Genomic DNA, 25,785 nt, shown 5'->3' on the forward strand with positions numbered 1-25,785 from the left:
CGGGACCGTTGGGGCATGAGCACACGAGCCGTTCGGACGGCGTACACGACGAGGCCGCCGGCCCCCACCCCGGGGGCCGGGCGGCGCATCCTGGGGGCGGTGGCCATCGCGGCCACCGTGCCGTATCTGGCGCTGAAGACCGCCTGGCTGTCCGGGAGCCGGATCGGGATACCGGACGGCAGCGTGCTGCTGGAGCCCGGGCCGTTCCTGATCGCGGCCAACACCATCACGCTGGCCATGGACGCGAGCGTCCTCCTGCTCGTCCTGGTGCTCACCAGGCCCTGGGGCATACGGGTGCCCGCCTGGCTGCTGGCCGTCCCGGCCTTCGTGGCCACGGGACTGCTGACCCCGATCATCACCGCGTTCCCCGGCCAACTGCTCATACGGGCGCTCGGCTTCGGGGCGGACCCGGCCGTGGTGGCCGCGCGCGAGCCGTTCCTGGACCCCTGGGTGTTCAACGTGGTGTACGGCGGCTTCGTGGTCCAAGGACTCGCCCTGGCCGCACTGTTCGTGTCCTATGCGCGAGAGCGCTGGGGCCGGCTGTGGCAGGGCGTGGCGGGGGCGGGGGTCCACCCGGACGGAGTCCGGGGGAGGCTGCCGTCGTCCACGGGGGTGGTGGCGGCAGCCTCGGCCCCGGTCGGCCTGGCGGTCGCCGCGGCGTACGCGTACTGGGCCTTCGGCGGCGCGGCGGGGCTGGGTGCGGAGCGGGCGGCCGCCCACTCCGCGGAGACCGGTGTGGTGGCGGTGGTCCACGCGATGTGCGCGCTCGCCGCCGTGGTGGGGGCGCTGCTGCTGGCCCGCGGCGGGGGGCCCCGGGCGCGGTGGCCGCTCCCCCTCGCCTGGGTCGGAGCGGGCGCGACCCTCACCTGGGGGGCCTGGACCCTGCTCGCTTCGCTGGGACCGCAGCTGGACCGCGGTGAAGGCCCGTCCACCGCAGGCCTGTTGGCCTACGCTGGCCAGATGATCACCGGATCGCTCGCCGCCGTCGTCCTCAGCCGGTTCCTCATATCCCGCAGCGAAGGATGACGCGGGGCGTCCTGAACCGGCTGCTGGGGCCGCGGGCCCGGCTGCGCTGGGTGCACCAGATCCTCGGCGGGGCGCTGCTGATGCCGTACTTCCTGCTCGCCCAGGTCGGGGTGGGCATGGCGGCCGGCGGGGTCAACGCGCTCAGCTCCCTCCCCCTGACCCTGGCCGCTTACGCGGCGGCCCTGCCGCTGGTCGCGGTGACCGCCGTCTTCGGGTTGGTCCGGCCGCTGTCCGTGGCGGCCGTGCGGGCCATGTGCGGCGTGCCGGGGGAGCGGCTGGCGGAAGGGCCGGCGCGGTCCTGGGCCGCACGGGGGCGGACCTCGGCGTGGTGGACCCTGCACCTCGGGGTCGGCGCGGTGGTCAGCGGGATGACCCTCGCGGTGCCGCCCATGGCGGTGGTGCTGATCACGCTGCCGCTCGTGACCGGACTGCGGAAGGCCGAGCTCGGACTGGGCTGGTTCGCCACCGAGGCCGATCCGTACGTGGCCCCCCTGTTGGGGATCGGCCTGCTGGCCGGGCTCGCCCTGTGCGCGGCGGGGGCCGGGGCGCTGGTGGCCCGGATGGCGCCCGTACTGCTCGGGCCGACGGCGGCGGACCGGCTCGCCGCCGCCGAGGAGCGGGCCGCCGACCTGGCGGTGCGCAACCGGCTGGCCCGGGAGCTGCACGACGCCGTCGGGCACGCGTTGAGCGCCGTCACCCTCCAGGCGGTCGCCGCCCGGCGGATGCTGGAGCGCGATCCCGGCTTCGTACGGGAGGCGCTGGCCGCGATCGAGGACACCACCCGGCGGACGGTGGGCGAGCTGGACGCCGTACTGGGCCTGCTGCGGGACGGGGACCCGGCCCGGCCGGACGCCGCGCCCGCGCCGACCCTCGCCGTCGACCTCGACGGGCTCCTGGCCCGAACCCGGGCGGCCGGCGCCACCGTCACCGCACACCAGGACCCCGGCCCCGGCGGGGACTGGGCAGGGCTTCCGGCCATCGCCTCCCGCGAGGCGTACCGGATCGTCCAGGAGGGCCTCAGCAACGCCCTCCGCCACGGCACCGGCCCGGTGGACCTGCGGATCCGGGTACGGGCCGATCATGAGAACGGACACCGTGAACTGGAGATCATCATGACCAATGCGCCCGCCGCCCCCGGCGAACGGGAAGCCCGTACCACCGGCGGCCGGGGACTGCGGGGCTCCGCGGAACGGGCCGCGCTGCTCGGCGGCAGCGTGGAGGCCGGACCGTACGGGGACCGGTGGCGGCTGCGGGCCGTCCTGCCGCTCGCCGGGGGCGGCCGATGAGCGCGCCGACCCTGCCGCCCCCGCCGACCCTGCCGCCCCCGCCGACCCCGCCGACCCGGCCGGCGCCGCGGGCCGAGGCGGCCGCGCCGGCGCCGGCGGGCCGTCCGCGGCTGCGCGTCGTGCTCTGCGACGACGAGCGGATGGTCCGCACCGCGCTGCGGGTCATCCTGGAGGCAGAGCCCGACCTGGAGGTCGTCGGCGAGGCCGCCACCGGCGCCGAAGCGGTCCCGCTGGTCCGCTCGCTGGCCCCGGACGTGGTGCTGATGGACGTCCGGATGCCCGAGATAGACGGGATCCGGGCCACCGAGCAGATCCTCGCCACCATGGCCGAGCCGCCCCGGATCGTGGTCGTCACCACCTTCGAGAACGACGCCCACGTCTACGACGCGCTGCGCGCGGGAGCCGCGGGCTTCCTCCTGAAGCGGGCCGACGCCGACGAGCTGATCGGCGCGGTCCGGCTCGTCGCCCGCGGCGACTCGCTGCTCTTCCCCGCCGCGGTGCGCTCCCTCGCGGCCGCCCACACGGCCGGCGGCGCCCCGCCGGCGGCCGCGCCCTGGGTGGCCCGGCTCACCGACCGCGAGGCCGACGTACTGCGCCTGATGGCCACCGGGTTGTCCAACCACGAGATGAGCGAGCGCCTCGGTGTCGGACCGCAGACGGTCAAGACGCACGTCGCGTCGGTCCTCACCAAGACCGGCTCCCGCGACCGCACCCAGGCGGTGATCGCGGCCTACGAGGGGGGCTTCATCATGAGGAAAAGCTGAGAACCCCGCCACAATCGGGGCAGAGCGGAACGGCCGGGGTCACTGGGACGTCCTTCTGGGGGATGAACAAGACGATCAGGCGTGCGTCGGTCTTCTGTCTGCTTCTGGTGCTGGCCCTGCTGGTCCGCGTCACCTGGGTGCAGGCATACCAAGGCCAGGCCCTCGCAGACGACAAGCACAACCGCCGGAACCTCATCGGGCAGTACGAGAACCCGCTGGGGAACATCATCGTGGGCGGGGAGGCGATCACCGGCTCGGTGAAGACGGGCGGCAAGGACTTCGGCTACAAGCGGACGTACGTCGACGGCCCCCTCTACGCGCCGGTCACCGGGTACAGCTCCCAGGCCTACGGCACGACCCTGCTGGAGGGCATCTACAAGAACGTCCTCAACGGTTCGGACAACCGGCTGAAGACCGTGATGGACATGCTCACCAACAAGCGGGCCACCCCCGGCAACGTCCTGACCACCCTCGACAAGGACGTGCAGAAGGCCGCCTACGACGCGCTCCAGGGCAAGCAGGGCGCGGCCGTCGCCATGGACCCGGGGACCGGCGAGATCCTCGCCGTGGTGAACAACCCCTCCTTCGACCCGGGCAGCATCGCCGGTGCCACCGACAAGGAGGCCTGGGCCGCGCTCTCCGCGGACAAGGGCAAGGCCCTGGAGAACGTGGCGCTGCGCAAGCCGCAGGCGCCCGGCTCCACCTTCAAGCTGGTCACCCTCGCGGCGGCCATCGAGAACGGCCTCGTCACCGACCTCGACCAGCAGACCGGCATCGCCGACCCGTACACGATCCCCGGCACCCGCACCCTGCTGCCGAGCGAGGCGGGCTCCGCGGCCTGCAACAACGTTTCGGTGCGCACCGCGCTGCGCCTGTCCTGCAACAACGTCTTCGCCGAGCTCGCGTCCAAGCTCGGCCAGGACAAGATGCGCGCGACGGCCGAGAAGCTCGGTTTCAACGTGCAGATCGACACCCCGGTCCGCACCAACCCGCCGAGCAAGTACCCGTCGAAGAAGATGTCGATCGACCAGGTCGCGCAGACGGGTATCGGCCAGTTCGACGTACAGGCCACGCCGCTCCAGATGGCGATGGTGACGGCCGCGATCGAGAACGGCGGCAAGCTCGTCGCCCCGCACCTGGTCTCCGAGGTCACCGACGGCAACGGCGACGTGCTGGAGAGCTTCAAGGACCCGAAGTCCCAGCAGGTGATGAAGGAGAAGACCGCCTCGATGATCCGGGACGCCATGCGCACCGTCGCCACCGAGGGCGGCGGCAAGCCCGCCCAGGTGACGGGCGCCGAGGTGGGCGGCAAGACCGGTACCGCCCAGCGCGGTGTCAACAACAGCCTCGCCCCGCTGGCCTGGTTCACCTCGTACGGCAAGCTGGGCGGCAAGCAGATCGCGGTCGCCGTGGTGATCGAGAACTCGGACACCGACCGCTCCGAGATCGGCGGCGGCAAGCTGGCCGCGCCCATCGCCCAGAAGATGATGGAGGCGTGGCTGAAGAAGTAGCCGCGCCGCGGTGCCGGCCGACGCGCCGGGAACCCGAGGGGTTTCCGGCGCGTTTGCCTTCCCGTGATCAGAGCCGCGGAGCCCGCAGACCTCGACGCCATCGCCGCCCTGCACACCCGGGCCCGGGCCACGTACTACCAGGGCCACATCCCCGAGCAGGCCTACGCGGGTGACGTCGAGCTCCACCGGACGCGCGAGGGCTGGTCCCGGGCCGTCGCCCGTGACCCGGCCGAGGGCGCGGTGCTCTGCGCCGAACAGGACGGCGAGCTCACCGGGGTCGCCGCCTTCCGCACGGAGCACGGCGAGACCACCCTCACACAGCTCCACGTCGACCCGGTGCACTGGCGCCGCGGCACCGGCGCCGCCCTGCACGCCGCCTGCCTCGACGTCTGGCGCCGCGCGGGAGTCAGCCAGGTCCGCCTGGAGGTGTACGCGCACAACCTCCGCGCCCAGGCCTTCTACGCCACCCACGGTTGGCGCCCGGACCCCGCCACCTCCCGCGCGGGCACCCACCGCACCCTCTGGCTCCGGATAGGACCCCCGGCCGCCGCGGACCTCGTCGGGGGGTCCGCGGACGCTCCGGGTGCGGACAGCGCCCTTCGCGGAGAAGCTTGAAGCGACCGGCATTCCGTAGAGAGGACGGCTCCATGTCCATGCTCGACAAGCTCAAAGACCTGATCAAGGGACATCCTGACCAGGCTCGCCAAGGCGTCGAGAAGGCCGGTGACGCCTTCGACGCGAGGACCGGGAAGAAGTACCAGAGCCAGGTTGACACGGCGCAGCAGAAGCTCAACGAGCAGATCGGCGGCAACGAACCCCCTGCCCCCGGGGACCCCCGGCCGCCCCAGCGCTGACGACCGGCCTACGGACCCGCATGCCCACGGGGACTGCGCCCGCCCACCCGGCGGTGCAGTCCCCGCATGCTGCCCGCGCGCGCGGCCCTGTCCGGGGAATGAGACGGAGCCCGGGGTGGTTGAAGGGGAAACCGTTTTGTCCCCCGAACCCGGAGAGAAGAAGGATCATGCGCGTCGAGATCTGGAGCGACATCGCCTGCCCGTGGTGCTACATCGGCAAGGCCCGTTTCACGAAGGGGCTGGCCGGGTTCGCGCACCGCGACGAGGTGGAGGTCGTGTTCCGGTCCTTCGAGCTCGACCCGGGCGGCGCCAAGGGGGTCACCGCTCCCGTCGTGGAGATGCTCGCCAAGAAGTACGGCCGCACCCTCGACGAGGCGCGCGGCATGGAGGAGCACGTCGCCGCCGCCGCCCGCGCCGAGGGGCTCGACTACCGGACCGAGGGCCGCGACCACGGCAACACCTTCGACGTGCACCGCCTGCTGCACCTGGCCGCCGCCCGGGGCCGGCAGGAAGAGCTGCTCGACCTCGCCTACCGGGCCAACTTCGCCGAGGAGCGCTCCGTCTTCGACCCCGAGACGCTGGTCGTGCTCGCCGTCGAGGCCGGCCTGGAGGAGGCCGAGGCCCGCGCCGTGCTCGCCGACGACTCCTCCTACGCCGCCGAGGTCCGGGCCGACGAGCGCGAGGCCGCCGAGCTGGGCGCGAACGCCGTGCCGTTCTTCGTCCTCGACCGCCGCTACGGGATCTCCGGCGGCCAGCCGGCCGAGGTGTTCACCCGGGCCCTGGAGCAGGCGTGGGCCGGCCGGGAGATCGAGGAGCCGGCCGCCGGGGCCGAGGCGTGCGAGCCCGACGGGGCCTGCGCCGTCCCGCAGGCATAAGGATGGCTTGGGGTGGGCGCAGGTATCTCGGCAATGGACTTTGGGTCGTTCCTGGCGCAGAGTTGGAGGCATGGATCTTTCGCTCGCGGAAGCGACCCGTGCCGAGTTCGCCCACTCCACCGCCTACCTCAACACCGCCAACTGCGGGGTGCTCCCGCGTTCCGCCGTCACAGCCGTACGTGAGCTGGCCGAGGCGGCGGGGGCCGGCGTCCCCGCCGGCTTCGGTGACTTCGACCGCGTCAACCGCTCCAGGGAGTCCTTCGCCCGCCTGGTCGGGGTGGACGCCGAACGGGTGGCCGTCGGCTCGGCCGTGTCCACCCACGTCGGCCTCGTCGCGGCCTCGCTCCCGCCGGGCGCCGAAGTCCTGTGCGTGGAGGGGGACTTCTCCTCGGTGATCAACCCCTTCGTGGTGCGGGGCGACCTCAAGGTCCGCTTCGCGCCTCTGGAGTCCCTCGCCGAGGCCGTCGGTGCCGACACCGCGCTGGTCTCGCTGAGCGCCGTACAGTCCGCGGACGGGCGGACGGCCGACCTGTCCGCGGTGCGCGCGGCGACGGCGGCGCACGGGGCCCGGATGCTGGTGGACGCCTCCCAGGCGGTGGGCTGGCTGCCCTTCGACGCCTCGCCCTACGACTACACGGTCGCCGTCGGCTTCAAGTGGCTGCTCGCCGTCCGCGGGGCCTCGTTCATGACCGTGTCGCAGGAGGCCCAGCGCACGCTGACCCCGCTGCACGCCGGCTGGGTGGCGGCCGAGTCCATGTGGGACTCCACCTACGGGCCGGTCGCGGAACTGGCCCACGGGGCACGCCGGTACGACGAGTCGCCGGCCTTCCTCGCCTACCACGCGTCCGCGGCCTCGCTGGCCCTGATCGAGCGGATCGGCATCGAGGCCATCCACGCCCACGACACCGCCCTTGCCGCCCGCTACCGTGCCGGTCTCGCCCGGCTGGGCCACGAGCCGGTGCCCGGCGACGCCGCCATCGTCTCGGTGCCGGGGCTCGCGGACCGGCAGCCCGGCCTGCAGGCGGCCGGAATCGCCACCTCGGCCCGCGCCGGCTCCCTGCGGGCCTCGTTCCACCTCTACAGCACGGAGGCGGACGTGGACCGGCTGCTGGACGTCCTCTCCGCGCCCTGAGGGCGGACGGCGCGGCCGTGCGGCGCGCACGTACAGTGCCGCCATGAGCGATGTGCTGCACGTGAAGGGGCGGGTGCTGGTCGGGCCCGACGATGTCCGCGACGAGCTCTGGGTGGTCGGCGGGCGGGTCGCGTACGAGCGCCCGCCCGCGGCCCGGGAGGTCACCACCGTGACCGGCTGGGTGCTGCCGGGGCTGGTCGACGCGCACTGTCACGTGGGACTGGACTCCCACGGCCCGGTCGACGCCGCGACCGCCGAGCGGCAGGCCCTCACCGACCGGGACGCCGGCACGCTCCTCATCCGCGACGCCGGATCGCCCTCCGACACCCGCTGGATCGACGACCGCGAAGACCTGCCGAAGATCATCCGGGCCGGCCGGCACATCGCGCGCACCCGCCGCTACATCCGCAACTACGCGCACGAGATCGAGCCAGCCGACCTGGTCGCGTACGTGGGCCGCGAGGCGCTGCGCGGCGACGGCTGGGTGAAGCTGGTCGGCGACTGGATCGACCGCGACGCCGGGGACCTGACCGCGTGCTGGCCGCGCGCCGAGGTCGAGGCGGCCATCGCCGAAGCACACCGGCTGGGCGCCCGCGTCACCGCCCACTGCTTCGCCGAGGACTCGCTGCGCGACCTGGTCGAGGCGGGGATCGACTGCGTCGAGCACGCCACCGGCCTCACCGAGGACACCATCCCGCTGTTCGCGGAGCGCGGGGTCGCGATCGTCCCGACCCTGGTGAACATCGCGACGTTCCCGAAGATGGCCGCGGGCGGCGAGGCGAAGTTCCCCCGCTGGTCGGCGCACATGCGGCGGCTCCACGAGCGCCGGTACGACACCGTACGGGCCGCCTACGACGCGGGCATCCCGGTCTACGTCGGCACGGACGCCGGGGGTTCCCTGCCGCACGGCCTCGTCGCGGCGGAGGTGGAGGAGTTGGTGAAGGCCGGGATCCCGCCGCTGCACGCGCTCTCGGCCACGACCTGGGCGGCGCGCGAGTGGCTCGGCAGGCCCGGGCTCACGGAGGGGGCGCCGGCCGACCTCGTGGTCTACGGCGCCGACCCGCGGGCCGACGTGCGCGCGCTGGCGCAGCCGCTCAGGGTCGTCGTGAACGGCGAGGTCAGGGCCTGAGCCGTGGGGCGGCGCCCTGTTGACGGCGCGTGACATCAAAGGCCCGTCGGTCGTTGAACACGGCCGCACGGGCCGACCGGCCGTGACAGGAGGGAACTCGCGTTCCTCCTGAGGCGTCACAAATCGAATACATGCATGGAAACCACCCTTTGGAGTGAACTCACGTCAGGTTGCCGCCCGTTCACTCACAGTGCGTAAAGATTCCGGGGTCGAGGCCGTCGGCGCGCGCAATGTCCCCCATTGGCGGCGCGACGGCACCCATCTCCCCGGGGGTTCCACCACCTTGAACAGCAACACCTTCCGCATGCCCGCGGCCGTCCTGCTCGCCACGGGAGCGGTGGCCCTCCTCACCGCCCCGCCCGCCCTCGCCACGGGAGGAGGCGGAGCCGGGGCGGGCGGCGAGGGCAGGGCCGGCGCCGTCGTCCTGCGCGCGGGACTCGATGTGGGCCTGCTGAACAAGACCGTGCACGTGCCGCTGAAGGCGACCCTCAACGAGGTCAACGCCCCGGCGACGGCCGAGAAGACGGCGCTGACGGTCACCCTCGACGGGGTCGAGGGGAACCAGCCGGTCAGCGTCCTGCGTGCCGACGTGGCCACCTCCAAGGCGACCGCGGACAAGAACCGGGCGCAGGCCGAGGCGAACCTCGCCAAGGCCACGGTGCACGTGCCCGGGCTGCCCCTGCTCTCCCTCGTCGAGGTGGAGAAGGTCACCTCCAAAGCCGTCTGCAGGCGGGCAAGAAGCCCACGGCCGGCGCGAACGTCCTCGGGAAGGTGACGGCCCTCGGCAAGAAGGTCACCCTGTCGGCCGGCGGCCCCACCAAGCTGGAGGTCCCGGGCGTGGGCGTGGTCACCCTGGAGCTGTCCGGGACGCAGACCACCTCCACCACGGCCGCCGCGGCCGCGCTGCGCCTCAAGGTCTCGGTGAACCCGCTGAACCTGAACGTGGCGCAGGTGGACGGCGAGATCGTGCTCGCCGAGGCGCACTGCGAGACCCCGGCGGGCCCGGCGCCCTCGTCGGCCCCGCCGGCGGCGGACCCGGACGTCAAGCCCCAGACCGGCACGGGCACCGGGACCGGCTCCGGCATCGCCTCGGGCGGCACCGCCGACGCCAACCTCGCCGAGACCGGGGGCGGTTCCCTGACCCCCTACGTCGCCGGCGGGGCGCTGTTCCTGCTCGGCATCGGCGGGGTCGCGCTCCTCGTGACCCGTCGGGGCAGGACCTCGTAGGACCACGGCCGGCCCCGACCGGGCCGCCGCCCCGAGGAGCACACGGAGGGGAGTGCTCAGCGGGTGGCGTGCTCCAGCCCCTGCCCGCCCGCGCCGCGCGACATCACGGCCTCGGTGACCTGCTGGTCGATCCGGGCGTACTCGCTGCGCTTCGCGGCGGGCAGGGAGGTGTCGGAGGCCGCGCAGGAGGCGCAGACGACACGGAACGGCGGCCCCATGTCCGAGTACTGCGTGAGGTATTCGGCCTTCACCACCTCCCAGCGGCCGGGGTGGGCCGCAGCCGGGGCGAAGGTGAACCGGGGGACCGAGGACTGGTTGCCGCGCAGTTTGTCGGCCGGTACGAAGCTGGCCACCTGGTCGCCCATCCCGAAGACCACCCAGGTGCCGTTGATCTTCTCGTAGGGCTGCGGCACGTGGTTGTGCGTGCCGATGATCAGATCGATGTCGGGGAGGCCGTCGGCCGCACGGGAGGCGGTCAGTGCCTGCGCCAGTTCCTTCTGCTGCTCGTCCGGGGCCGTCTGCCACTCGGTGCCCCAGTGGACGCTGACCACCACCACGTTCGCGCCGCCGGCCCGGGCGGCGCGGGCGTCGGCGAGGATCCGGTCCTTGTCGATCAGGTTCACGGCCCACGGCTTGTCCTCGGGGAGCGGGATGCCGTTCGTGCCGTACGTGTACGAGAGCTGGGCGACCTGCGCGCCGCCGGCCGAGAGCCGGGCCGGGGCCTTGGCCTCCTCCGCGCTGCGGGCCGAGCCGACGTGGGAGATGCCGACCCGGTCGAGGTGGTCCAGGGTGCGGGCGAGACCTTCGTAGCCGTCGTCCAGGGTGTGGTTCGAGGCGGTGGAACAGCCGTCGTACCCGGCGTCCTTGAGGGCGTCCGCGAGCTGGTGCGGGGCCTTGAAGGTGGGATAGCCCGTGTAGGGGCCGCCGGGGCGCCCGTACGGTATCTCGTGGTGGCATATCGCCAGGTCGGCGGCGGAGACCAGGGGTTTGACCCCGGCGAGTATCTTCCGGAAGTCGTACTCCCCGGCCGTGCCGGCGTCGTCCGCCGACCGCTGGACGATCGAGGGGTACGGGATGATGTCGCCGGTCGCCACGAGGGTGAAGGGCCCGCGCTCCGGCCCGGTGGGCGCGGGGGACGCGGCGCTCGGCGACGCCGGTACGGGTGCGCCCCGCAGCCGCTGCTCCGGAGCCGTCGCCCTGCCGCCGTCGTCGAGGAGCCGGGGCGCGGCGAGGACCCCGCCGCCGAGCACCACCAGCCCCGCCAGGCCGACCCCTATCCGCCCCGCCACCTTCATGGACCGCCCCCGTCCGCCGCTTGTCCCGCCATCGTAGGCGCGCTCCGCCGCCCCGTCCCGGCGGGCCGGTTCAGTGCGCGGCCAGTGCCAACGCGTGGTCCAGGGCCTGGAGCAGTCGGCCCGTCGTCACCCGGTCCCGGACCGCGAGCCGCAGCCAGGAGCGGTCCAGCCCCGGGAAGGTGTCCCCGCGGCGGACGGCGAAGCCGAGGGCGCGCAGCCGGGTGCGGACCTCCGCGGCCCCCACCACCTGGATCAGTACGAACGGCCCCTCCGCCGCCCCCACGACCGTCACCTCGTCGAACTCCGCCAGCCCGGCCACCAGATGGGCCCGGTCCACCGCGATCCGCCGCGCCGCCTCCTCCGCCTCGGCCAGCGCCGCCGGAGCCACGCAGGCCTCGGCAGCCACCAGGGCCGGGGTCGACACCGGCCACAGCGGCTGCGCGGCCGCCAGCTTCGCGATCACCTCCGGCTCGGCCAGTACGTAGCCGATCCGCAGGCCCGCCAGCCCCCAGGTCTTCGTCAGGCTCCGCAGCACCACCAGCCCCGGCACGTCGGTCCGCCCCGCCAGGGCCTCCCGCTCGCCCGGGACGGCGTCCATGAACGCCTCGTCCACCACGAGGATCCGGCCCGGCCGGGCCAGCGCGGCCAGCGTCGCCGCCGGGTGCAGGACGGACGTCGGGTTGGTCGGGTTGCCGACGACCACCAGGTCCGCGTCCTCGGGCACCGCCGCCGGGTCCAGCCGGAACCCGTCCGCCGCCCGCAGCACCACCCGCTCCACCCGGTGCCCCGCATCCCGCAGGGCCGCCTCCGGCTCGGTGAACTGCGGATGCACCACCACCGGCCGTACGGCGCCCAGCGCCCGCGCGATCAGGACGAAGGCCTCCGCGGCGCCCGCCGTCAGCAGCACCCGCTCGACCGGCAGCCCGTGCCGGGCCGCCACCGCCGCGCGGGCCGCCCGGCCGTCGGGGTAGGCGGCGAGGTCCCCGAGGGAGGCGGCTATCCGCTCCCTGAGCCAGGCCGGCGGGGTGTCGGCCCGTACGTTGACCGCGAGGTCCACCAGCGCGGAGCCCGCGTCGACCACCTCGGCGTCCCCGTGGTGGCGCAGGTCGTGCGCGTGCGCCGTGGCCACCGCGCAGGTGGCCGCCATCGACCGCCGCTTGGGCACGAGGAGTTCCCCGCCCGTCGCGAGGGCCGCGGCCTCCGCCACCGAAGGGGTCCCGGCGGCGGTGCGCGCCGTGTCCGAGGGGTGCGGCACGTCGATCGCGGCCAGTTGTTCGGCCGGATAGCCGACGAGGGGTACGCCGAAACGTTCCGCCGCGCCCGCGATCCCCGCCTCGCCCACCTTCGACTCCACCGTGGCCAGGGCCGTCACCGCCGCCGCGGTCAGCCCGGCCCCCCGCAGCGTCTCCTCGATCAGGGCGCAGACCTCCGCGACGGACACCCCCGCGCGCCCGCCGACCCCGACCACCAGACGGGTCGTGTAATCGCCCACCGGGAGTCCTCCCTCCGTACTCGTCGTCACCCTCACCATCACCGGCCCATCACCGGCACGTCACCGCACCCGTGTCTCACCGGCAGCGGTACGTCGTCAACACTCCGATGCCCGCCACCCGCGCGCGGAAGTGCGCGCGGGGCGCGGAGTCTGTATTCAGGGGCACATGGCCGTGATCGTGGCGTTGGGCGCGTTCCTGATGACCCTGGCGGGCGGATGGGCGGCGCAGCGCGTCACCGACCGCCGCCACCTCGTGCTGGGCCTGGCCGGCGGCCTGATGCTCGGAGTCGTCGGCCTCGACCTGCTCCCGGAGTCCCTGCACGCCGCGGGCGACGAGGTGTTCGGCGTCCCGCTCGCCCTGCTCCTCTTCGTGGGCGGATTCCTCGTCGCCCACGTCGTGGAGCGGCTCCTGGCGGTCCGCCAGGCCGCGCACGGCGCCGAGGACGGCGCCCGCGTCCCGCAGGTCGGGCTCACCGCGGCCGCCGCGATGGTCGGCCACAGCCTCGCCGACGGGGTGGCCCTGGGCGCCGCGTTCCAGGTCGGCGGCGGGATGGGCGTGGCCGTGGCACTGGCCGTCATCACCCACGACTTCGCCGACGGGTTCAACACGTACACGCTCACCCGGCTCTACGGGAACGACCGCCGCAAGGCCCTGATGATGCTCTTCGCGGACGCCGTCGCCCCGGTCGTCGGCGCGGCGTCCACTCTGCTGTTCACCCTTCCGGAGGAACCGCTCGGCGCGTACCTCGGGTTCTTCGGCGGCGTCCTGCTCTACCTCGCGGCCGCCGAGATCCTGCCCGAGGCCCACCACAAGCACCCCGCCCTGTCCACGCTGATGTGCACGGTGGGCGGGGTGGCCGGGATCTGGCTTGTGGTGGGCATCGCGGACTGATCTCACGGCCGGGCCGCCGCCGCCGCGACGAAGCGGAGCGCGACGGACGGCTCCGCCGCCCAGTGCGTGTGCAGGTAGCTGGCGTGCACGCCCTGCTGTACGAAGCCCTCGACCCGGCGTTCGGGGTGTGTGAACCCCCAGGCCGGCGCGGCCCCGGCGCCCGGCTCGACCACCGTCCGGTGGAACTCGTGCCCGCGCAGCCGGGTGCCGTTGGCGGCGAGCGCGCTGTCCGACACCGCGACCGCCTCGCGGTAGCCGAGGGTGAGCCGCTCCGACATCCGGGCGTCGGCGTCGAGCACCCCGCACATCGGCTTGCCGTCCAGCGACCGCGCGAGGTACAGCAGTCCGGCGCACTCGGCGGCCACGGGACCGCCGGCCTCGGCGAAGCGGGCCACGGCCGCGCGCAGCGGTGCGTTGGCGGACAGCTCCGGCGCGTACACCTCGGGGAAGCCGCCGCCTATCACCAGGCCGGTGGTTGCGGCGGGGAGCGCCTCGTCCCGGAGCGGGTCGAAGGTGACGACGTCCGCCCCGGCCGCGGTCAGGAGCTCCGCGTGCTCGGCGTAGGAGAAGGTGAACGCCGCTCCGCCGGCGACGGCGATCACAGGTGCGGCGCCGCTGCCGGGGGCTCCGCCCCCGGACCCCCGGGTGTGCGCCAGCGCACTCGCCGGCGACCACGGCTCGCAGTCCAGCGACGGCGCCGTGCGGGCCAACGCCATCAGCGCGTCCAGGTCACAGCCCTGGCGCACCTGCTCCGCGAGCGCCGCCACCGCGGCAACGGCGTCCGCGCGGCGCTCCGCCACCGGCACCAGGCCCAGGTGCCGTGCGGGCGTGGCCACCTGCGGGGCCCGCCGCAGGACGCCGAGCACCGGCATCCCCGCCTCCTCCAGGGCCTCCCGCAGCATCACCTCGTGCCGGTCGGAGCCGACCTTGTTCAGGATCACGCCCCCCAGCCGCACCTGCGGGTCGAACGACGCGAAGCCGTGGACGAGCGCCGCCACCGACCGCGACTGCGAGGAGGCGTCGACCACCAGCACCACCGGCGCCCGCAGCAACTTCGCGACCTGCGCCGTCGACGCCAGTTCGCCCCGGCCCGCCGCCCCGTCGTAGAGCCCCATCACGCCCTCGACCACGGCGAGGTCGCATCCGGCCGCCCCGTGCGCGAACAGCGGGGCTACCAGCTCCGGCCCGCACATGAAGGCGTCGAGGTTGCGCCCCGGCCGGCCGGTGGCCAGCGCGTGGTAGCCCGGGTCGATGTAGTCGGGCCCGGCCTTGTGCGGGGACACGGCGAGGCCGCGCTCCGAGAAGGCCGCCATCAGGCCCGTGGCGACGGTGGTCTTGCCGCTGCCCGACGAGGGCGCGGCGATGACCAGACGCGGCACGTCACAACGGTACGAGGTCACCACTCGATGCCCTTCTGGCCCTTCTGGCCGGTGTCCATCGGGTGCTTGACCTTGGTCATCTCGGTGACGAGGTCCGCGAACTCCACCAGCTTCTCCGGCGCGTTGCGGCCCGTGATCACCACGTGCTGCGTACCGGGACGGTCCCGCAGCACCTCGATGACCTCGTCGACGTCGATCCAGCCCCAGTGCATCGGGTACGCGAACTCGTCCAGCACGTACAGCTTGTGCGTCTCGGCGGCCAGATCCCGCTTGACCTGCTCCCAGCCCTCCTTGGCCGCCTGCTCGTTGTCGAGCTGCGCATCCCGCTGGACCCAGGACCAGCCCTCGCCCATCTTGTGCCAGGCGACCGCGCCGCCCTCGCCCGAGGCGCCGAGCACCTTGAGCGCGTTCTCCTCGCCGACCTTCCACTTCGCCGACTTGACGAACTGGAACACCCCGATCGACCAGCCCTGGTTCCAGGCGCGCAGCGCCAGCCCGAAGGCCGCCGTGGACTTGCCCTTACCGGGGCCGGTGTGCACGAAGACGAGCGGCCGGTTGCGGCGCTGGCGCGTGGTGAGCCCGTCGTCCGGAACGACGGACGGCTGTCCCTGAGGCATTACGCGGCCCTCCTGTTGCTGTCGGATGTCACTGCGGTACGTACGTTCTTCACGAGCCCGGCCAGCGAGTCCGCCCGCAGCCCGTCCAGCGTGACGGCGGGCCCGCCGAGGTCGGCGGCCAGTACGCCGGCCAGCCCCAGCCGGACCGGTCCGGACTCGCAGTCCACGACCACCGAGGCGACGCCCCCGGCCTGCAGCAGCCGCGCGCTGCGCCCCGCGAGCTCCCGCGGGGTGCCGTCCGTCCGGCCCGAGATGGTGCCGGCCGACGTGGCCCGGCCGTCGGTGACGACGACGAGCAGCGGCCGGCGCGAGGGGTCCCTGAGCCGTTCGATCCGCAGCACCTCGTGGGCCTTCAGCAGCCCGGCGGCCAGCGGGGTGCGGCCGCCCGTCGGCAGCTGCTCCAGCCGGGCCGCGGCCGCGTCCACCGAGGAGGTCGGGGGCAGCGCCAGCTCGGCCGTGGCCCCCCGGAAGGTGATCAGGCCGACCTTGTCCCGGCGCTGGTAGGCGTCCAGGAGCAGCGACAGCACGGCGCCCTTGACCGCGCTCATGCGCTGCCGGGCGGCCATGGAGCCGGAGGCGTCGACGACGAAGAGGACGAGGTTGCCCTCGCGGCCCTCCCGCGTGGCCTGACGCAGGTCGTCCTTGCGGACGACCAGGCCGCGCCCGTCCCGGCCGCGGGCCCGCTGGTGCGGGGCGGCCGCGTGCACGGTGGCCATCAGGTGCAGCTTCGTCAGGTGGCCGCGGGGGCGCTGGGCGCCGGTGGTCCGGCCGTGGGCGGTGCGGGCGCGCGAACGCCGTCCGGCCGCGCCCTCGCCGAGCCCCGGCACGCTGAGCATCTTGGTCCGGAACGGCTCGGCGGCCCGTACCGCCGCCTGCTCGGGCCCGCCGGCCTCCTGAGGGGAGGGCTGCGGGGACTCGGGGGCGTCCGACGGGGACTCGGCGGGTCCGTCGGTGTCCGTGGAGTCCGCCGGGGCGTCCGAGCCCTGGGGGCCGCCGCTCTGCGGGGGCACCCCGCCACCGCCGTCGGGGCCACCGCCGTCGCCGTCCGGGCCCTCGGGATCCGGATCGGCGTCCGGGTTCCGGTCGGGCTCCGGGTCCGGCTCGGGCTCCTCGTCGGGGAACCGGTCCAGGATCCGGTCGAGCATGTCCTCGTCGAGCCCGGGCGCGTCGAAGGGGTTGCGGCGCCGCCGGTGGGGGAGCGCCAGCAACGCCGCCTGCCGTACGTCCTCCTTCCGTACGGAGGTCCGCCCGGCCCAGGCGGCCAGCGCGGTCGCGGTGCGCGCCATCACGATGTCGGCCCGCATGCCGTCGACCTCGAAACCGGCGCAGGTCGCCGCGATCTGCAGCAGCGCCGTGTCCCCGAGCACGACCTGCGGGAGCAGCGCCCGCGCGGCCACCACCCGGGCGCGGACCTCGTCCTCGTCCCCGGCCCAGCGGCCGGCGAAGCCCGCGGGATCGTCCTCGTACGCGAGCCGGCGGCGCACCACCTCCACCCGCTGGGCGGGTTCGCGGGAGGCGGCGACCTCGACCGTCAGCCCGAACCGGTCGAGCAGCTGCGGGCGCAGCTCGCCCTCCTCGGGGTTCATCGTGCCGACGAGCAGGAAGCGGGCCGCGTGCCGGACGGAGACGCCCTCGCGCTCCACGTACGAGGCGCCCATGGCGGCGGCGTCCAGCAGCAGGTCGATCAGGTGGTCGTGGAGGAGGTTGACCTCGTCGACGTAGAGGATCCCGCGGTGGGCGTCGGCGAGCAGACCGGGCTCGAAGGCCTTCACGCCCTCGGCGAGCGCACGCTCGATGTCGAGGGCGCCGACCAGACGGTCCTCGGAGGCGCCGACGGGCAGCTCGACCATGCGGGCCGGCCGGGCGCTGCCGGGGCCGGGCTCGTGCGGGCCGTCGGGGCAGGCCGGGTCGGCCGCGGCCGGCGCGCACGAGAACCGGCAGCCGGGCACGACGTCGACCTGCGGCAACAGGGCCGACAGCGCGCGCACGGCGGTGGACTTCGCGGTCCCCTTCTCGCCGCGCACGAGCACACCACCGACCGCCGGGCTCACGGCGTTGAGCAGGAGCGCCAGCCGCAGGTCGGCTTGGCCGACCACTGCGGTGAACGGATAGGGCGTGCTCATGCGTTGCTCACTCCTTGGAAGGTGCGGACCCGCGCCGGGTGCCTGGCCGAAGTCTGTGGGTGCGGCGCCGCGGACGCACGGGGGTCCGGGGCGTGGGCCTGCGGAACGGTGGAAGGGCCGGTGGGGGAGAGCCCCCGCCGGGCCGCGGCGCTCACGGGGCGCCCGGCGGGAGGAACGGCAGGCCCGCGGGCGCCCCGGACTCGATCAGCCTCAGCAACGCGGCGGTGTCGGCGTGCTCCTCGACCAAGTCGCCCAGCAGGTCCAGCTGCTCCTCGCGGAGGGAGGCGAACGAGGTGTCCGGGGCGGGGACGAACCGGCGCCCCGCGGCCGCCGCCACCTCACGGAGGAACGCCCGGCGGAAGCCGTCCGACTCCAGCGAGCCGTGCCAGTGGGTTCCCCACACCGACCCGACCCGGCAGCCGTCCAGGAAGGGCTCACCGCCGAGGACCTCGGCCACCCCGTGGTGGATCTCGTACCCCTCGACAGGCTCTCCGAGCGCCGAGCCCACCGGCCGCGCCAGGGTCTTCTCCCGTTCGAAGCGGACGCGTACGGGCAGCAGTCCGAGGCCGTCGACCTCGCCCGCCCGCGATTCGACCTCGTCCGAGATCCGCTCGCCCAGCAGCTGGAACCCGCCGCAGATGCCCAGCACCGGCCGTCCCTGCGCGGCCCGCCGCACCAGCGCGTCCGCGAGCCCGCGCTCGCGCAGCCAGGCCAGGGCCTTCACCGTGCCCCGGGTGCCGGGTACGACGACCAGGTCCGCGTCGGCCAGTTCCTCGGCCCGGTCCACGAACCGCACCACGACCCCCGGCTCGGCCGCGAGCGCGTCGACGTCCGTGAAGTTCGACATCAGCGGCACCGCGCAGACGGCGACGCGCAGCACGTCCTCGCCGACGGGCGGCGCCACCACCGACTCGCGCACCGCACCGCGCAGGGACACCCGCAGGCCGTCCTCCTCGTCGATGCCCAGCCCGTGCTGGAAGGGCAGCACCCCGTACGTGGCCCGTCCGGTCAGACCGCGCAGCATCTCCATGCCCGGCTCCAGCAGCGACACGTCGCCGCGGAACTTGTTCACCAGGTAGCCGGCGATCAGCGACTGGTCCTGCGGCGACAGCAGAGCCGTCGTCCCGAAGAAGGACGCGAAGACCCCGCCCCGGTCGATGTCCCCGACCACGACCACCGGGAACCGCGCGGCCCGCGCGATGCCCATGTTCACGATGTCGGTCCGGCGCAGGTTGATCTCGGCCGGACTTCCCGCCCCCTCGCAGATCACGGCGTCATACGTGCCCCGCAGCTGCTCCAGGCAGTCCGTGACGACGCCGAGGAGCTGCTCCCGGCCGCCGTGCAGTGCCGTTCCGGGGGCCGACCCCTCGGACCCGCCGAAGAACCCGCGGGCGCTCATCTCGCCCACCGGCTTGCCCAGCAGCACCACCTGACTGGTGCGGTCGCTGCCCGGCTTGAGCAGCACCGGGTTCATCAGCGCGGTCGGCTCCACCCGGGCCGCCTGGGCCTGCATCGCCTGGGCGCGCCCGATCTCGGCGCCCTCCCGCGTGACGAAGGAGTTCAGCGACATGTTCTGCGCCTTGAACGGCGCCACCTTCACGCCCTGGCGGGCCAGCCAGCGGCAGATGCCCGCCGTGACCACGCTCTTGCCGGCGTCCGACGTGGTACCGGCGACCAGGAGTCCGCCGCCGAGTTTCGCGCCGCTCATCGACGTCCCCTCCTCTTCCTGCCGGAGACCAGCGTCCGGGCGGCCACACAGGCCCCGAGCGCCAGCCAGGTCACCTGCCGCGACAGCCGTACCGCCCGCTCGATGTCCGCGACCTCCACCGGCCGGCCGGCCGCGCCGTTCAGCACCGCCCGGTGCTCGACGCGGCCGCCGTACGCGAGGGTGCCGCCCAGGCGTACGCCGAGCGCTCCCGCGAAGGACGCCTCGACGGGCCCGGCGTTCGGGCTCGGGTGGGCGGCGGCGTCCGCGCGCCAGGCGCGTACGGCTCCCCGCCGGTCGGGACCGGCCAGGACGGCGGCGGCGGCCGTCAGCCGGGCCCCCGGCCAGCCGGCCAGGTCGTCGAGGCGGGCGGAGGCCCAGCCGTAGCGCAGGTAGCGGGGGGACTTGTGGCCGACCATCGCGTCCAGGGTGTTCACGGCGCGGAAGGCCAGCAGGCCGGGGACGCCGCCGACGGCGCCCCACACCAGGGCCCCGACCACCGCGTCGGAGGTGTTCTCCGCGACCGACTCCACGACGGCGCGGGCCATCTGCTGCCCGTCCAGGGACTGCGGGTCGCGCCCGCACAGGTGCGGGAGCCGCTCCCGGGCCACCTCGGTGTCCCCGGCGGCGAGCGCCCCGCCGATGGCGCGGGCCTCCCGGCCCAGCGAGGTACCGCCGACGACGGCCCAGGTGGCGGCGGCGGTCAGGGCGATACGGGCGGCGGCGGGCCGGGAGCGCACGGCGCGGGCGCCCAGCGCACCGACGGCGGCCGCGCCTCCGGCGCACAGCAGCGTGTGCAGGAGGCCGCGGGCGCGGTCGTCGCGCCACAGGGCGCGTTCGACGGCGGCGGCGGCCCGTCCGAAGGCGGCCACGGGGTGCCCTCGGCGGGGATCACCGAGGATCCGGTCGCCGATCAGGCCCGCCGTGGCGCCGTACGCGAAAACGCGATCGGCACGCATGGTGACAGGTATGTCCTCACTCAGGGTCCGCGCCCTGGTTCGACGTGTCCGGCGGCGAGAGTTCCTGGCTCCCGGGGCCCACGCGCGGCGTGGGCTCCCCGGTGACAGTGGCGGGACCGCGCCGGATTCGCACCGGACTTCCTCTCCATGCCGCCGTATTGGCTCGCGCAGTCCACCACGCTCCGAGAAGGCCCGTCAACTCGCCGTTGACCTGCGGTGCGGCACGGGCGCGGGATGCGAAAAGCTCCCTCCGGGACAAACCCGGAGGGAGCCTTCACGCCTGGTCGGCCGCGGGGCGGCGGATCAGGCGACGATCAGGTAGATCCCGTAGCCCACGGCCGCGGCGATGACCGCGAAGCAGGCGTACGCGCCGCTGCGGGCGAGGGTGGCGGTGCCGCCCCGCTCGGTGGCGGTCTCGTGCTTGGACAGGCCCACCAGGCCCAGGGTGAAGAGGGCCACGAGGGCGACGGTGGCGAAGAGGCTGACCCCGAAGACGGAGCCGAGCGCTTCCCAGTCGATCTTCATACTGCCGCTTTCTGAGTGTCCGGGTCTCTGTCTGTCTCGGTCAGACCGCGGCGGCCGGAGCGGCCGGGGTCTGCGTCGCGGCCGGGATGGTGGCCTTGAGGTCTTCGTCCGTGACCGCGGCGATGGTGCCGGCGGCGGCGACGGTCGGCGGGACGGTGACCGCGGCGATCGCCGTGGTGACGACACCCGGCTCCTCGGCGCGGGCCGGCTCCACGTCGTTGACGTTGTGGTGGTCGACGACCTGGCGGCGCGAGATGAACCAGATGGCCAGGCAGGAGCCGATCAGGAAGAGCGTGACCGCGGCGATGCCGACGTCACCGATCCGCATGACCAGCTCGGCACCGGCCGAGACCAGCGCGGCGGCCGGCAGGGTCAGGCCCCAGGCGACGAACATGCGGGTCGCGGTGGACCAGCGGACCACGCCGCCCTTGCGGCCCAGGCCCGCACCCATGACCGCACCGGAGCACGAGTGGGTGGTGGAGAGCGAGAAGCCCAGGTTCGAGGAGGCGAGGATGACGGACGCGGCCGAGGTCTGGGCGGCGAAGCCCTGCTGCGGGTGCAGGTCGGTCAGGCCGCTGCCCATGGTGCGGATGATGCGCCAGCCGCCCAGGTAGGTGCCCATGGCGATGGCCATGCCGGCGGAGACGATGACCCAGACCGGCGGGTTCGCGTCGGGCGCGATCGCGCCGCCGGCGATGAGCGCCAGGGTGATGATGCCCATCGTCTTCTGCGCGTCGTTGGTGCCGTGCGCGAGGGAGACGAGACCGGCCGAGGCGATCTGACCGGCGCGGTACCCCTTGGCGGAGGTCTTCTCCCCGACCTTGTCGCCCAGCTTGTAGGTGAGCTTGGCGGCCAGGAAGGCGGCGATGCCGGCCACCAGGGGAGCGGCGATCGCGGGGATGAGCACCTTGGTGACGACGACGCTGCCGTTGACCGCGCCGATGCCGGCGGAGGCCACCGCGGCGCCGATCAGGCCGCCCATCAGGGCGTGCGAGGAGCTGGAGGGCAGTCCGACCAGCCAGGTGACGAGGTTCCAGAGGATCGCGCCGACCAGGGCGGCGAAGATCACTTCCGGCTGGATGCCCTCTTCGTTGACGAGTCCCTTGGAGATCGTCTTGGCGACCTCCACGGACATGAACGCGCCGACGAGGTTGAGCACGGCGGACATGGCCACCGCCGTCTTGGGCTTGAGGGCGCCGGTCGAGATGGTGGTGGCCATCGCGTTGGCCGTGTCGTGGAAACCGTTCGTGAAGTCGAACACGAGAGCGGTAATGATCACGATCCCGAGGAGAAGCGTTATGTGCTCCATTTACCCAGGCTTCTGTTTGACGTCAGTGGCTCGGCGACCGTAGGCAACCTGGATGAACGGAAGGTGAACTGACTCGGGCGGAGCGGTGTACTGCCCCGGGGTGCGATCGGGACATTCGTCCTGATTCTGACGGAGATAACTCGATAAATGCACGTCAAAGCCGGGTGAATACCCTCCTCCGCACCCCGGCCGAGGTGTACGGGACCTCCCGCCCGGACCCCGGAAAGAGACCTAGATCACTCGGTCCCCGGCTCTCCCGCGGCGATCCGCCGGCCCTCCCGCGGCGATCCTGCGGCGCATGACGGAGCGATCCCTTCCGGTGAGCCGTCGGTGGCGCTCCGGTGGCCCGCCGCACACCCCGCCGGGACACTGGAACGGTGCGTATCGCGACAGCAACGGCAGCAGCCGTCACCGTGACCCTCCTCGGCGCCGGTGCGGCCGCGGTCGCGGCCGGCCGGCACGCCGCCGACGCGGCCCTGCGCTGCGAACCGGGGCGCCCGCTCCCCGGCGGGCAGCGGCTCAGCGTCCACTCCACCGCCGCCGGCCGGGTCTCGCTGACCCGCTCGCCGGCCTCCCTGCGCCCCGGCACCTACGGCCTGGTCGCACCCGGGGTGCACGCCGTGGTCGGCCCCGTGGTCGCCGACGCCGACCACTACCCGGACACCGTCGTCCGGCGGCTCCTCACGGTCAACCACGGCGCCCTCGCCCCCGGCACCCGCGTCACCCTCACGCCACAGGTGTACGTCGGCAACCCGAGCGCCGCCCTCGGGCTCGACCACGCCGACGTGGACGTCCCCGGGGAGCTCGGCGCGCTGCCCGCCTGGTTCGTGCCCGCCGCCCGGGACACCTGGGTGATCGCCGTGCACGGGCTCGGCGGCACCCGCGAGCACCCGATGGTGGTCATGCCCTTCCTCCACCGCCACCAGCTGCCCGTCCTCGACCTGGCCTACCGCGGTGACCTCGGCGCCCCCGCCTCCCCCGACGGCATCGGCCACCTCGGCGAATCGGAGTGGCGGGACCTGGACGCCGCCATCCGCTATGCCGTGCGCTACGGCGCCCGCCGCGTGATCCTCTACGGCTGGTCCACCGGCGCCACCATGGCCCTGCACGCCGCCGAGCGCTCCGCGCTGGCCGACCGGATCTCCGGACTGGTCCTCGACTCGCCGGTGCTCGACTGGCACACGACCCTGCGCCGGCTCGCCGCGGCGCGCCGCACCCCCGCCGTGGTGCTGCCGCTGGCCGTCCGGGCCGCCGAGAGCCGCGCGGGCCTGCGCGCCGACCGCCGGCCGCCGGGGGCGGATCCGGGGGCCCTGCGCGTCCCCGTCCTGATCTTCCACGGACCGGACGACACCCTCGCCCCCTGGGGCCCCTCCCGCCGGCTCGCCGCGGCCCGCCCCGACCTCGTGAGCCTGCACACCGTGCCCGAGGCCGGGCACGGTGCCATGTGGAACGCCGACCCCGCCGGCTACGAGGAGGCCCTGCGCCGCTTCCTCACCCCCCTCATGTGAGGGCCTGTCATGTGAAGGCCGTGTGACGGACCAGGTCCTGCGGGCGTGTTGTCCCGGTCTGCACCGCGGGCAGCTGGTGGTAACGGCTGGTTCCGTTTGGGCTTTCGGCCAGTGACGGGCGAGACTGCTTCCGTGACGTCCCGAAAGCCTGATGAGCAGTTGGCTCGCGACTCCAGACTCCGACTCGTCTCCCCGCGTTCCGTCGCCACGGCACGCAAGGCGGTGACCGACCGACGCAGTCGGCCCGCCCCGAGGCCCCCGGCGGGCACCCCCGCCACGGCCGACCTCGCGAACCGGGCCAGGGCCTCGCTCGCCGACGCCGTACGCCTGACCCGCTGGGCCGAACGCAACCTCGGCGCCGGAGACGGCGGCCGGCCCGCCCCCACGGGCGCCCTGCCGCCCTCGGACGTCGAACGCGCCGCCGGGGAACTGGGCCTGACGCACGGGCAGATCCGCGTCGGCTGGGACCGCGCTCGGCTCGCCGGACTGGTCGAGGTGCACGGCGGCCACGCCCGGCCCGGCTGGCGGCTGCGGGCCTGGGACCGCGACGACACCGCCGTGCTGCGCGGCTGGGTCGCCCTCTTCGACGCCTGGTCGCTCGTCCACCCCGCCCCCGCCGACATCGCCCCCGCGGCCGTCGCCGAGGTCGTCGAGGCGATGCCCCAGCTCCTCTCCCTGCTCCAGCTCTCCGACGGCCCGGTGACCGTCCCCGACCTGCTCGACCTCCTCGGCCAGCGCGTCACCGAACTGCGCGACGAGCGGTGCGAGATCCCGTACGAGGCCGAGCCCGCGCCCCGCACGGCCGCCCCCGGCGACCCGGAAGCCCCGACCCCGACCACGGCCCCCGCCTCGGCCCCGGCCCCCGTCCCCCTCGCCCGGCTGCTGCGCTGGGCGCTCGGCGGACTCGCCGCCGTGGACGCCGTCACCCTCGGCCCCGCCCGGGCAGCGCTCACCCCGCTCGGCAGCTGGGCCGTCTGGGTCAAGCTGGAGCAGATCTGCGTCGCGGCGCAGAGCCCCGCCGGGAACATCGAGCAGTCCGCCGCCGCCATGCTGCACGGCTGCGCCCGGCTCACCCCCGGCCCGGCCCGTGCCGAGTACCAGGCCTGGCTCGCCGCCCGGCCCGTCGGCCACGCCGTCGCCGAGCTGCTCCAGGCCGCCCGCGGCGAGGACGCCCTGCTGCGCGGCCTCGCCTTCGAGGCGCTGCGCGTGGTCGGCGCCCCCGCCGAACCCGAGGTGCGCGCCATCGTGCGCGAGCCCGCCCTGCGCCCCTACGCCCTGCTCTGGCTCGCCGAGCACGACGGGATCGACCCCGACGAGGCACAGGACGTCCTCACCGCCGAGGAGTCCACCTGGCTGTGGGTGGACACCGCCGCCGCCATCGCCGACCACGGCGAGGCCGAGCTGCTGGCCCGCCACCTCGACTCGGCCGTCCGGACCACCGTCCCCCGGCTGCTGGACGAGGTCCGCGCCGTCGGCCATCCGCGCACCGTGCAGGTCCTGGTCGCGCTGGCCGCCGCCCATCCGGACCCGGCCCTGGCCAAGGCCGTCCGCCGGGCCGCCTTCCAGGTCCACACGGGCGGCGCCTAGTGACCTGAGTCAGAGATTCGGTGGCAGTAGGCGGCGACCTTGTCGAGGATTTCGTCGGCTGTTTTCGTCCAGGCGAGGGGTCGTGGGTGCTCGTTCCAGTCGGCGAGCCAGGCCCGGATGTCGTGTTCGAGGGCCTGGACGGAGCGGTGGACTCCCCGTTTGAGCTTCTTCTGTGTGAGCTCGGCGAACCACCGCTCCACCAGGTTCAGCCAGGACGCGCTGGTCGGGGTGAAGTGCAGGTGGAACCGCGGGTGGGCCAGCAGCCACTTCTTGATGTCCGGTGTCTTGTGGGTAGCGTAGTTGTCGAGGATCAGGTGCACCTCGAGGCCTGCGGGGACCGCCTTGTCCACCTTGGTCAGGAACTTTTTGAACTCGGCGGCGCGGTGGCGGCGGTGAAGAGACCCGATGACCTTGCCGGTGGCGACCTCGAGGGCGGCGAAGAGAGTGGTCGTGCCGGCCCGGACGTAGTCGTGGCTGCGGCGTTCGGGGACGCCGGGCATCATCGGCAGGACGGGCTGGGACCGGTCCAGGGCCTGGATCTGCGATTTCTCGTCCACGCAGAGGACCAGGGCCTTCTCCGGCGGGTCAAG

At 74.3% G+C, this 25,785-nt stretch carries 22 protein-coding genes, 1 pseudogene and 1 riboswitch; of the genes and pseudogenes, 13 read left to right on the forward strand and 10 right to left on the reverse strand.

Annotated features, from left to right (window positions below; all coding sequences use genetic code 11):
• Positions 1 to 15 precede the first annotated feature (15 nt).
• From ACFYP3_RS24480 to ACFYP3_RS24525, 10 genes and pseudogenes are all read left to right on the forward strand, one after another.
• Complete coding sequence (locus ACFYP3_RS24480; RefSeq protein ID WP_388836254.1) at positions 16 to 1,026, forward strand: hypothetical protein; 1,011 nt, start codon at positions 16 to 18, stop codon at positions 1,024 to 1,026.
• Positions 1,023 to 2,312, forward strand: coding sequence for a sensor histidine kinase (locus tag ACFYP3_RS24485; protein ID WP_388836257.1), 1,290 nt, complete (start codon positions 1,023 to 1,025; stop codon positions 2,310 to 2,312). The genes ACFYP3_RS24480 and ACFYP3_RS24485 overlap by 4 nt, the downstream gene beginning before the upstream one ends.
• A 140-nt stretch (positions 2,313 to 2,452) precedes the next feature.
• Positions 2,453 to 3,076, forward strand: a complete 624-nt coding sequence (locus ACFYP3_RS24490) for a response regulator (protein ID WP_388836321.1) — start codon at positions 2,453 to 2,455, stop codon at positions 3,074 to 3,076.
• A gap of 62 nt (positions 3,077 to 3,138) precedes the next feature.
• Entirely contained in the window at positions 3,139 to 4,587 is a 1,449-nt protein-coding gene (locus ACFYP3_RS24495; RefSeq protein ID WP_388836260.1) for a peptidoglycan D,D-transpeptidase FtsI family protein, read from the forward strand.
• A 63-nt stretch (positions 4,588 to 4,650) separates the two neighbouring features.
• A complete protein-coding gene (locus ACFYP3_RS24500) occupies positions 4,651 to 5,202 on the forward strand; it encodes a GNAT family N-acetyltransferase (RefSeq protein WP_388836262.1) in 552 nt (183 codons plus the stop codon).
• A 32-nt stretch (positions 5,203 to 5,234) separates the two neighbouring features.
• Positions 5,235 to 5,441, forward strand: a complete 207-nt coding sequence (locus ACFYP3_RS24505; protein WP_388836264.1) for an antitoxin — start codon at positions 5,235 to 5,237, stop codon at positions 5,439 to 5,441.
• 167 nt (positions 5,442 to 5,608) lie between these two features.
• Positions 5,609 to 6,316, forward strand: coding sequence for a DsbA family oxidoreductase (locus ACFYP3_RS24510; protein WP_388836267.1), 708 nt, complete (start codon positions 5,609 to 5,611; stop codon positions 6,314 to 6,316).
• Between the two features lie 70 nt (positions 6,317 to 6,386).
• Positions 6,387 to 7,448: an aminotransferase class V-fold PLP-dependent enzyme gene (locus ACFYP3_RS24515; RefSeq protein WP_388836270.1), complete on the forward strand. Its 1,062-nt coding sequence runs from the start codon at positions 6,387 to 6,389 to the stop codon at positions 7,446 to 7,448.
• A 43-nt stretch (positions 7,449 to 7,491) separates the two neighbouring features.
• Positions 7,492 to 8,577, forward strand: coding sequence for an amidohydrolase family protein (locus tag ACFYP3_RS24520; protein ID WP_388836273.1), 1,086 nt, complete (start codon positions 7,492 to 7,494; stop codon positions 8,575 to 8,577).
• Between the two features lie 283 nt (positions 8,578 to 8,860).
• A pseudogene (locus ACFYP3_RS24525) lies at positions 8,861 to 9,804 on the forward strand (SCO1860 family LAETG-anchored protein).
• 56 nt (positions 9,805 to 9,860) lie between these two features.
• Here ACFYP3_RS24525 and ACFYP3_RS24530 read toward each other — a convergent pair.
• Together ACFYP3_RS24530 and cobC are read right to left on the reverse strand one after the other, a co-directional pair.
• Positions 9,861 to 11,099 carry a CapA family protein gene (locus tag ACFYP3_RS24530; RefSeq protein WP_388836275.1) on the reverse strand — a complete coding sequence of 413 codons (1,239 nt, stop codon included), beginning with the start codon at positions 11,097 to 11,099 and terminating at the stop codon, positions 9,861 to 9,863.
• 70 nt (positions 11,100 to 11,169) lie between these two features.
• The gene (cobC, locus tag ACFYP3_RS24535; RefSeq protein ID WP_388836278.1) at positions 11,170 to 12,591 is read right to left on the reverse strand and encodes an Rv2231c family pyridoxal phosphate-dependent protein CobC; all 1,422 of its coding nucleotides are present in this window, start codon (positions 12,589 to 12,591) and stop codon (positions 11,170 to 11,172) included.
• A 166-nt stretch (positions 12,592 to 12,757) separates the two neighbouring features.
• Between cobC and ACFYP3_RS24540 the strand changes: the two genes are divergently transcribed.
• Positions 12,758 to 13,483: a ZIP family metal transporter gene (locus ACFYP3_RS24540; RefSeq protein WP_351293080.1), complete on the forward strand. Its 726-nt coding sequence runs from the start codon at positions 12,758 to 12,760 to the stop codon at positions 13,481 to 13,483.
• Between the two features lie 2 nt (positions 13,484 to 13,485).
• Here the strand turns inward: ACFYP3_RS24540 and ACFYP3_RS24545 are convergent, their stop codons facing one another.
• The 7 genes from ACFYP3_RS24545 to ACFYP3_RS24575 all read right to left on the reverse strand — a co-directional run bounded on the left by ACFYP3_RS24545 (position 13,486) and on the right by ACFYP3_RS24575 (position 22,100).
• Positions 13,486 to 14,862: a cobyrinate a,c-diamide synthase gene (locus ACFYP3_RS24545; protein ID WP_388836281.1), complete on the reverse strand. Its 1,377-nt coding sequence runs from the start codon at positions 14,860 to 14,862 to the stop codon at positions 13,486 to 13,488.
• Positions 14,863 to 14,879: 17 nt separating this feature from the next.
• Complete coding sequence (gene cobO, locus ACFYP3_RS24550; RefSeq protein WP_030716897.1) at positions 14,880 to 15,479, reverse strand: cob(I)yrinic acid a,c-diamide adenosyltransferase; 600 nt, start codon at positions 15,477 to 15,479, stop codon at positions 14,880 to 14,882.
• Positions 15,479 to 17,602, reverse strand: a complete 2,124-nt coding sequence (locus tag ACFYP3_RS24555) for a putative cobaltochelatase (RefSeq protein ID WP_388836285.1) — start codon at positions 17,600 to 17,602, stop codon at positions 15,479 to 15,481. The genes cobO and ACFYP3_RS24555 overlap by 1 nt, the downstream gene beginning before the upstream one ends.
• Positions 17,603 to 17,753: 151 nt before the next feature.
• Entirely contained in the window at positions 17,754 to 19,310 is a 1,557-nt protein-coding gene (locus ACFYP3_RS24560; RefSeq protein WP_388836287.1) for a cobyric acid synthase, read from the reverse strand.
• Positions 19,307 to 20,266 (reverse strand): cobalamin biosynthesis protein, encoded by a 960-nt coding sequence (locus ACFYP3_RS24565; protein WP_388836290.1) that lies wholly within the window; start codon positions 20,264 to 20,266, stop codon positions 19,307 to 19,309. Before ACFYP3_RS24565 ends, ACFYP3_RS24560 begins: the two co-directional genes overlap by 4 nt.
• A gap of 58 nt (positions 20,267 to 20,324) precedes the next feature.
• Positions 20,325 to 20,411: riboswitch (cobalamin riboswitch) on the reverse strand.
• 158 nt (positions 20,412 to 20,569) lie between these two features.
• Entirely contained in the window at positions 20,570 to 20,791 is a 222-nt protein-coding gene (locus tag ACFYP3_RS24570) for a hypothetical protein (protein WP_388836293.1), read from the reverse strand.
• Between the two features lie 40 nt (positions 20,792 to 20,831).
• Positions 20,832 to 22,100, reverse strand: a complete 1,269-nt coding sequence (locus ACFYP3_RS24575) for an anion permease (protein ID WP_388836296.1) — start codon at positions 22,098 to 22,100, stop codon at positions 20,832 to 20,834.
• A gap of 377 nt (positions 22,101 to 22,477) precedes the next feature.
• Here ACFYP3_RS24575 and ACFYP3_RS24580 point away from each other — a divergent pair, with 377 nt between their 5' ends.
• Both ACFYP3_RS24580 and ACFYP3_RS24585 read left to right on the forward strand, forming a co-directional pair.
• Positions 22,478 to 23,608, forward strand: a complete 1,131-nt coding sequence (locus tag ACFYP3_RS24580; RefSeq protein WP_388836299.1) for an alpha/beta hydrolase family protein — start codon at positions 22,478 to 22,480, stop codon at positions 23,606 to 23,608.
• A 132-nt stretch (positions 23,609 to 23,740) separates the two neighbouring features.
• Positions 23,741 to 25,195, forward strand: coding sequence for a hypothetical protein (locus ACFYP3_RS24585; protein WP_388836302.1), 1,455 nt, complete (start codon positions 23,741 to 23,743; stop codon positions 25,193 to 25,195).
• On the opposite strand, the gene ACFYP3_RS24590 is transcribed toward ACFYP3_RS24585, so the two are convergent.
• The coding region (locus ACFYP3_RS24590; protein ID WP_388836305.1) for an IS630 family transposase at positions 25,192 to 25,785 on the reverse strand (594 nt) is incomplete at its 5' end. The genes ACFYP3_RS24585 and ACFYP3_RS24590 overlap by 4 nt on opposite strands.

The sequence above is a fragment of the Streptomyces sp. NPDC005533 genome, from assembly GCF_042871845.1.
Lineage (GTDB): Bacteria > Actinomycetota > Actinomycetes > Streptomycetales > Streptomycetaceae > Streptomyces.

Excerpts from the sequence above, each read along its gene's own strand:
- ACFYP3_RS24480 (WP_388836254.1), top strand. The coding sequence starts at position 16 with ATGAGCACACGAGCCGTTCGGACGGCGTACACGACGAGGCCGCCGGCC.
- ACFYP3_RS24485 (WP_388836257.1), top strand. The coding sequence starts at position 1,023 with ATGACGCGGGGCGTCCTGAACCGGCTGCTGGGGCCGCGGGCCCGGCTG.
- ACFYP3_RS24490 (WP_388836321.1), top strand. The coding sequence starts at position 2,453 with ATGGTCCGCACCGCGCTGCGGGTCATCCTGGAGGCAGAGCCCGACCTG.
- ACFYP3_RS24495 (WP_388836260.1), top strand. The coding sequence starts at position 3,139 with ATGAACAAGACGATCAGGCGTGCGTCGGTCTTCTGTCTGCTTCTGGTG.
- ACFYP3_RS24505 (WP_388836264.1), top strand. The coding sequence starts at position 5,235 with ATGTCCATGCTCGACAAGCTCAAAGACCTGATCAAGGGACATCCTGAC.
- ACFYP3_RS24510 (WP_388836267.1), top strand. The coding sequence starts at position 5,609 with ATGCGCGTCGAGATCTGGAGCGACATCGCCTGCCCGTGGTGCTACATC.
- ACFYP3_RS24515 (WP_388836270.1), top strand. The coding sequence starts at position 6,387 with ATGGATCTTTCGCTCGCGGAAGCGACCCGTGCCGAGTTCGCCCACTCC.
- ACFYP3_RS24520 (WP_388836273.1), top strand. The coding sequence starts at position 7,492 with ATGAGCGATGTGCTGCACGTGAAGGGGCGGGTGCTGGTCGGGCCCGAC.
- ACFYP3_RS24530 (WP_388836275.1), bottom strand. The coding sequence starts at position 11,099 with ATGAAGGTGGCGGGGCGGATAGGGGTCGGCCTGGCGGGGCTGGTGGTG.
- ACFYP3_RS24540 (WP_351293080.1), top strand. The coding sequence starts at position 12,758 with ATGGCCGTGATCGTGGCGTTGGGCGCGTTCCTGATGACCCTGGCGGGC.
- cobO (WP_030716897.1), bottom strand. The coding sequence starts at position 15,479 with ATGCCTCAGGGACAGCCGTCCGTCGTTCCGGACGACGGGCTCACCACG.
- ACFYP3_RS24555 (WP_388836285.1), bottom strand. The coding sequence starts at position 17,602 with ATGAGCACGCCCTATCCGTTCACCGCAGTGGTCGGCCAAGCCGACCTG.
- ACFYP3_RS24560 (WP_388836287.1), bottom strand. The coding sequence starts at position 19,310 with ATGAGCGGCGCGAAACTCGGCGGCGGACTCCTGGTCGCCGGTACCACG.
- ACFYP3_RS24565 (WP_388836290.1), bottom strand. The coding sequence starts at position 20,266 with ATGCGTGCCGATCGCGTTTTCGCGTACGGCGCCACGGCGGGCCTGATC.
- ACFYP3_RS24570 (WP_388836293.1), bottom strand. The coding sequence starts at position 20,791 with ATGAAGATCGACTGGGAAGCGCTCGGCTCCGTCTTCGGGGTCAGCCTC.
- ACFYP3_RS24575 (WP_388836296.1), bottom strand. The coding sequence starts at position 22,100 with ATGGAGCACATAACGCTTCTCCTCGGGATCGTGATCATTACCGCTCTC.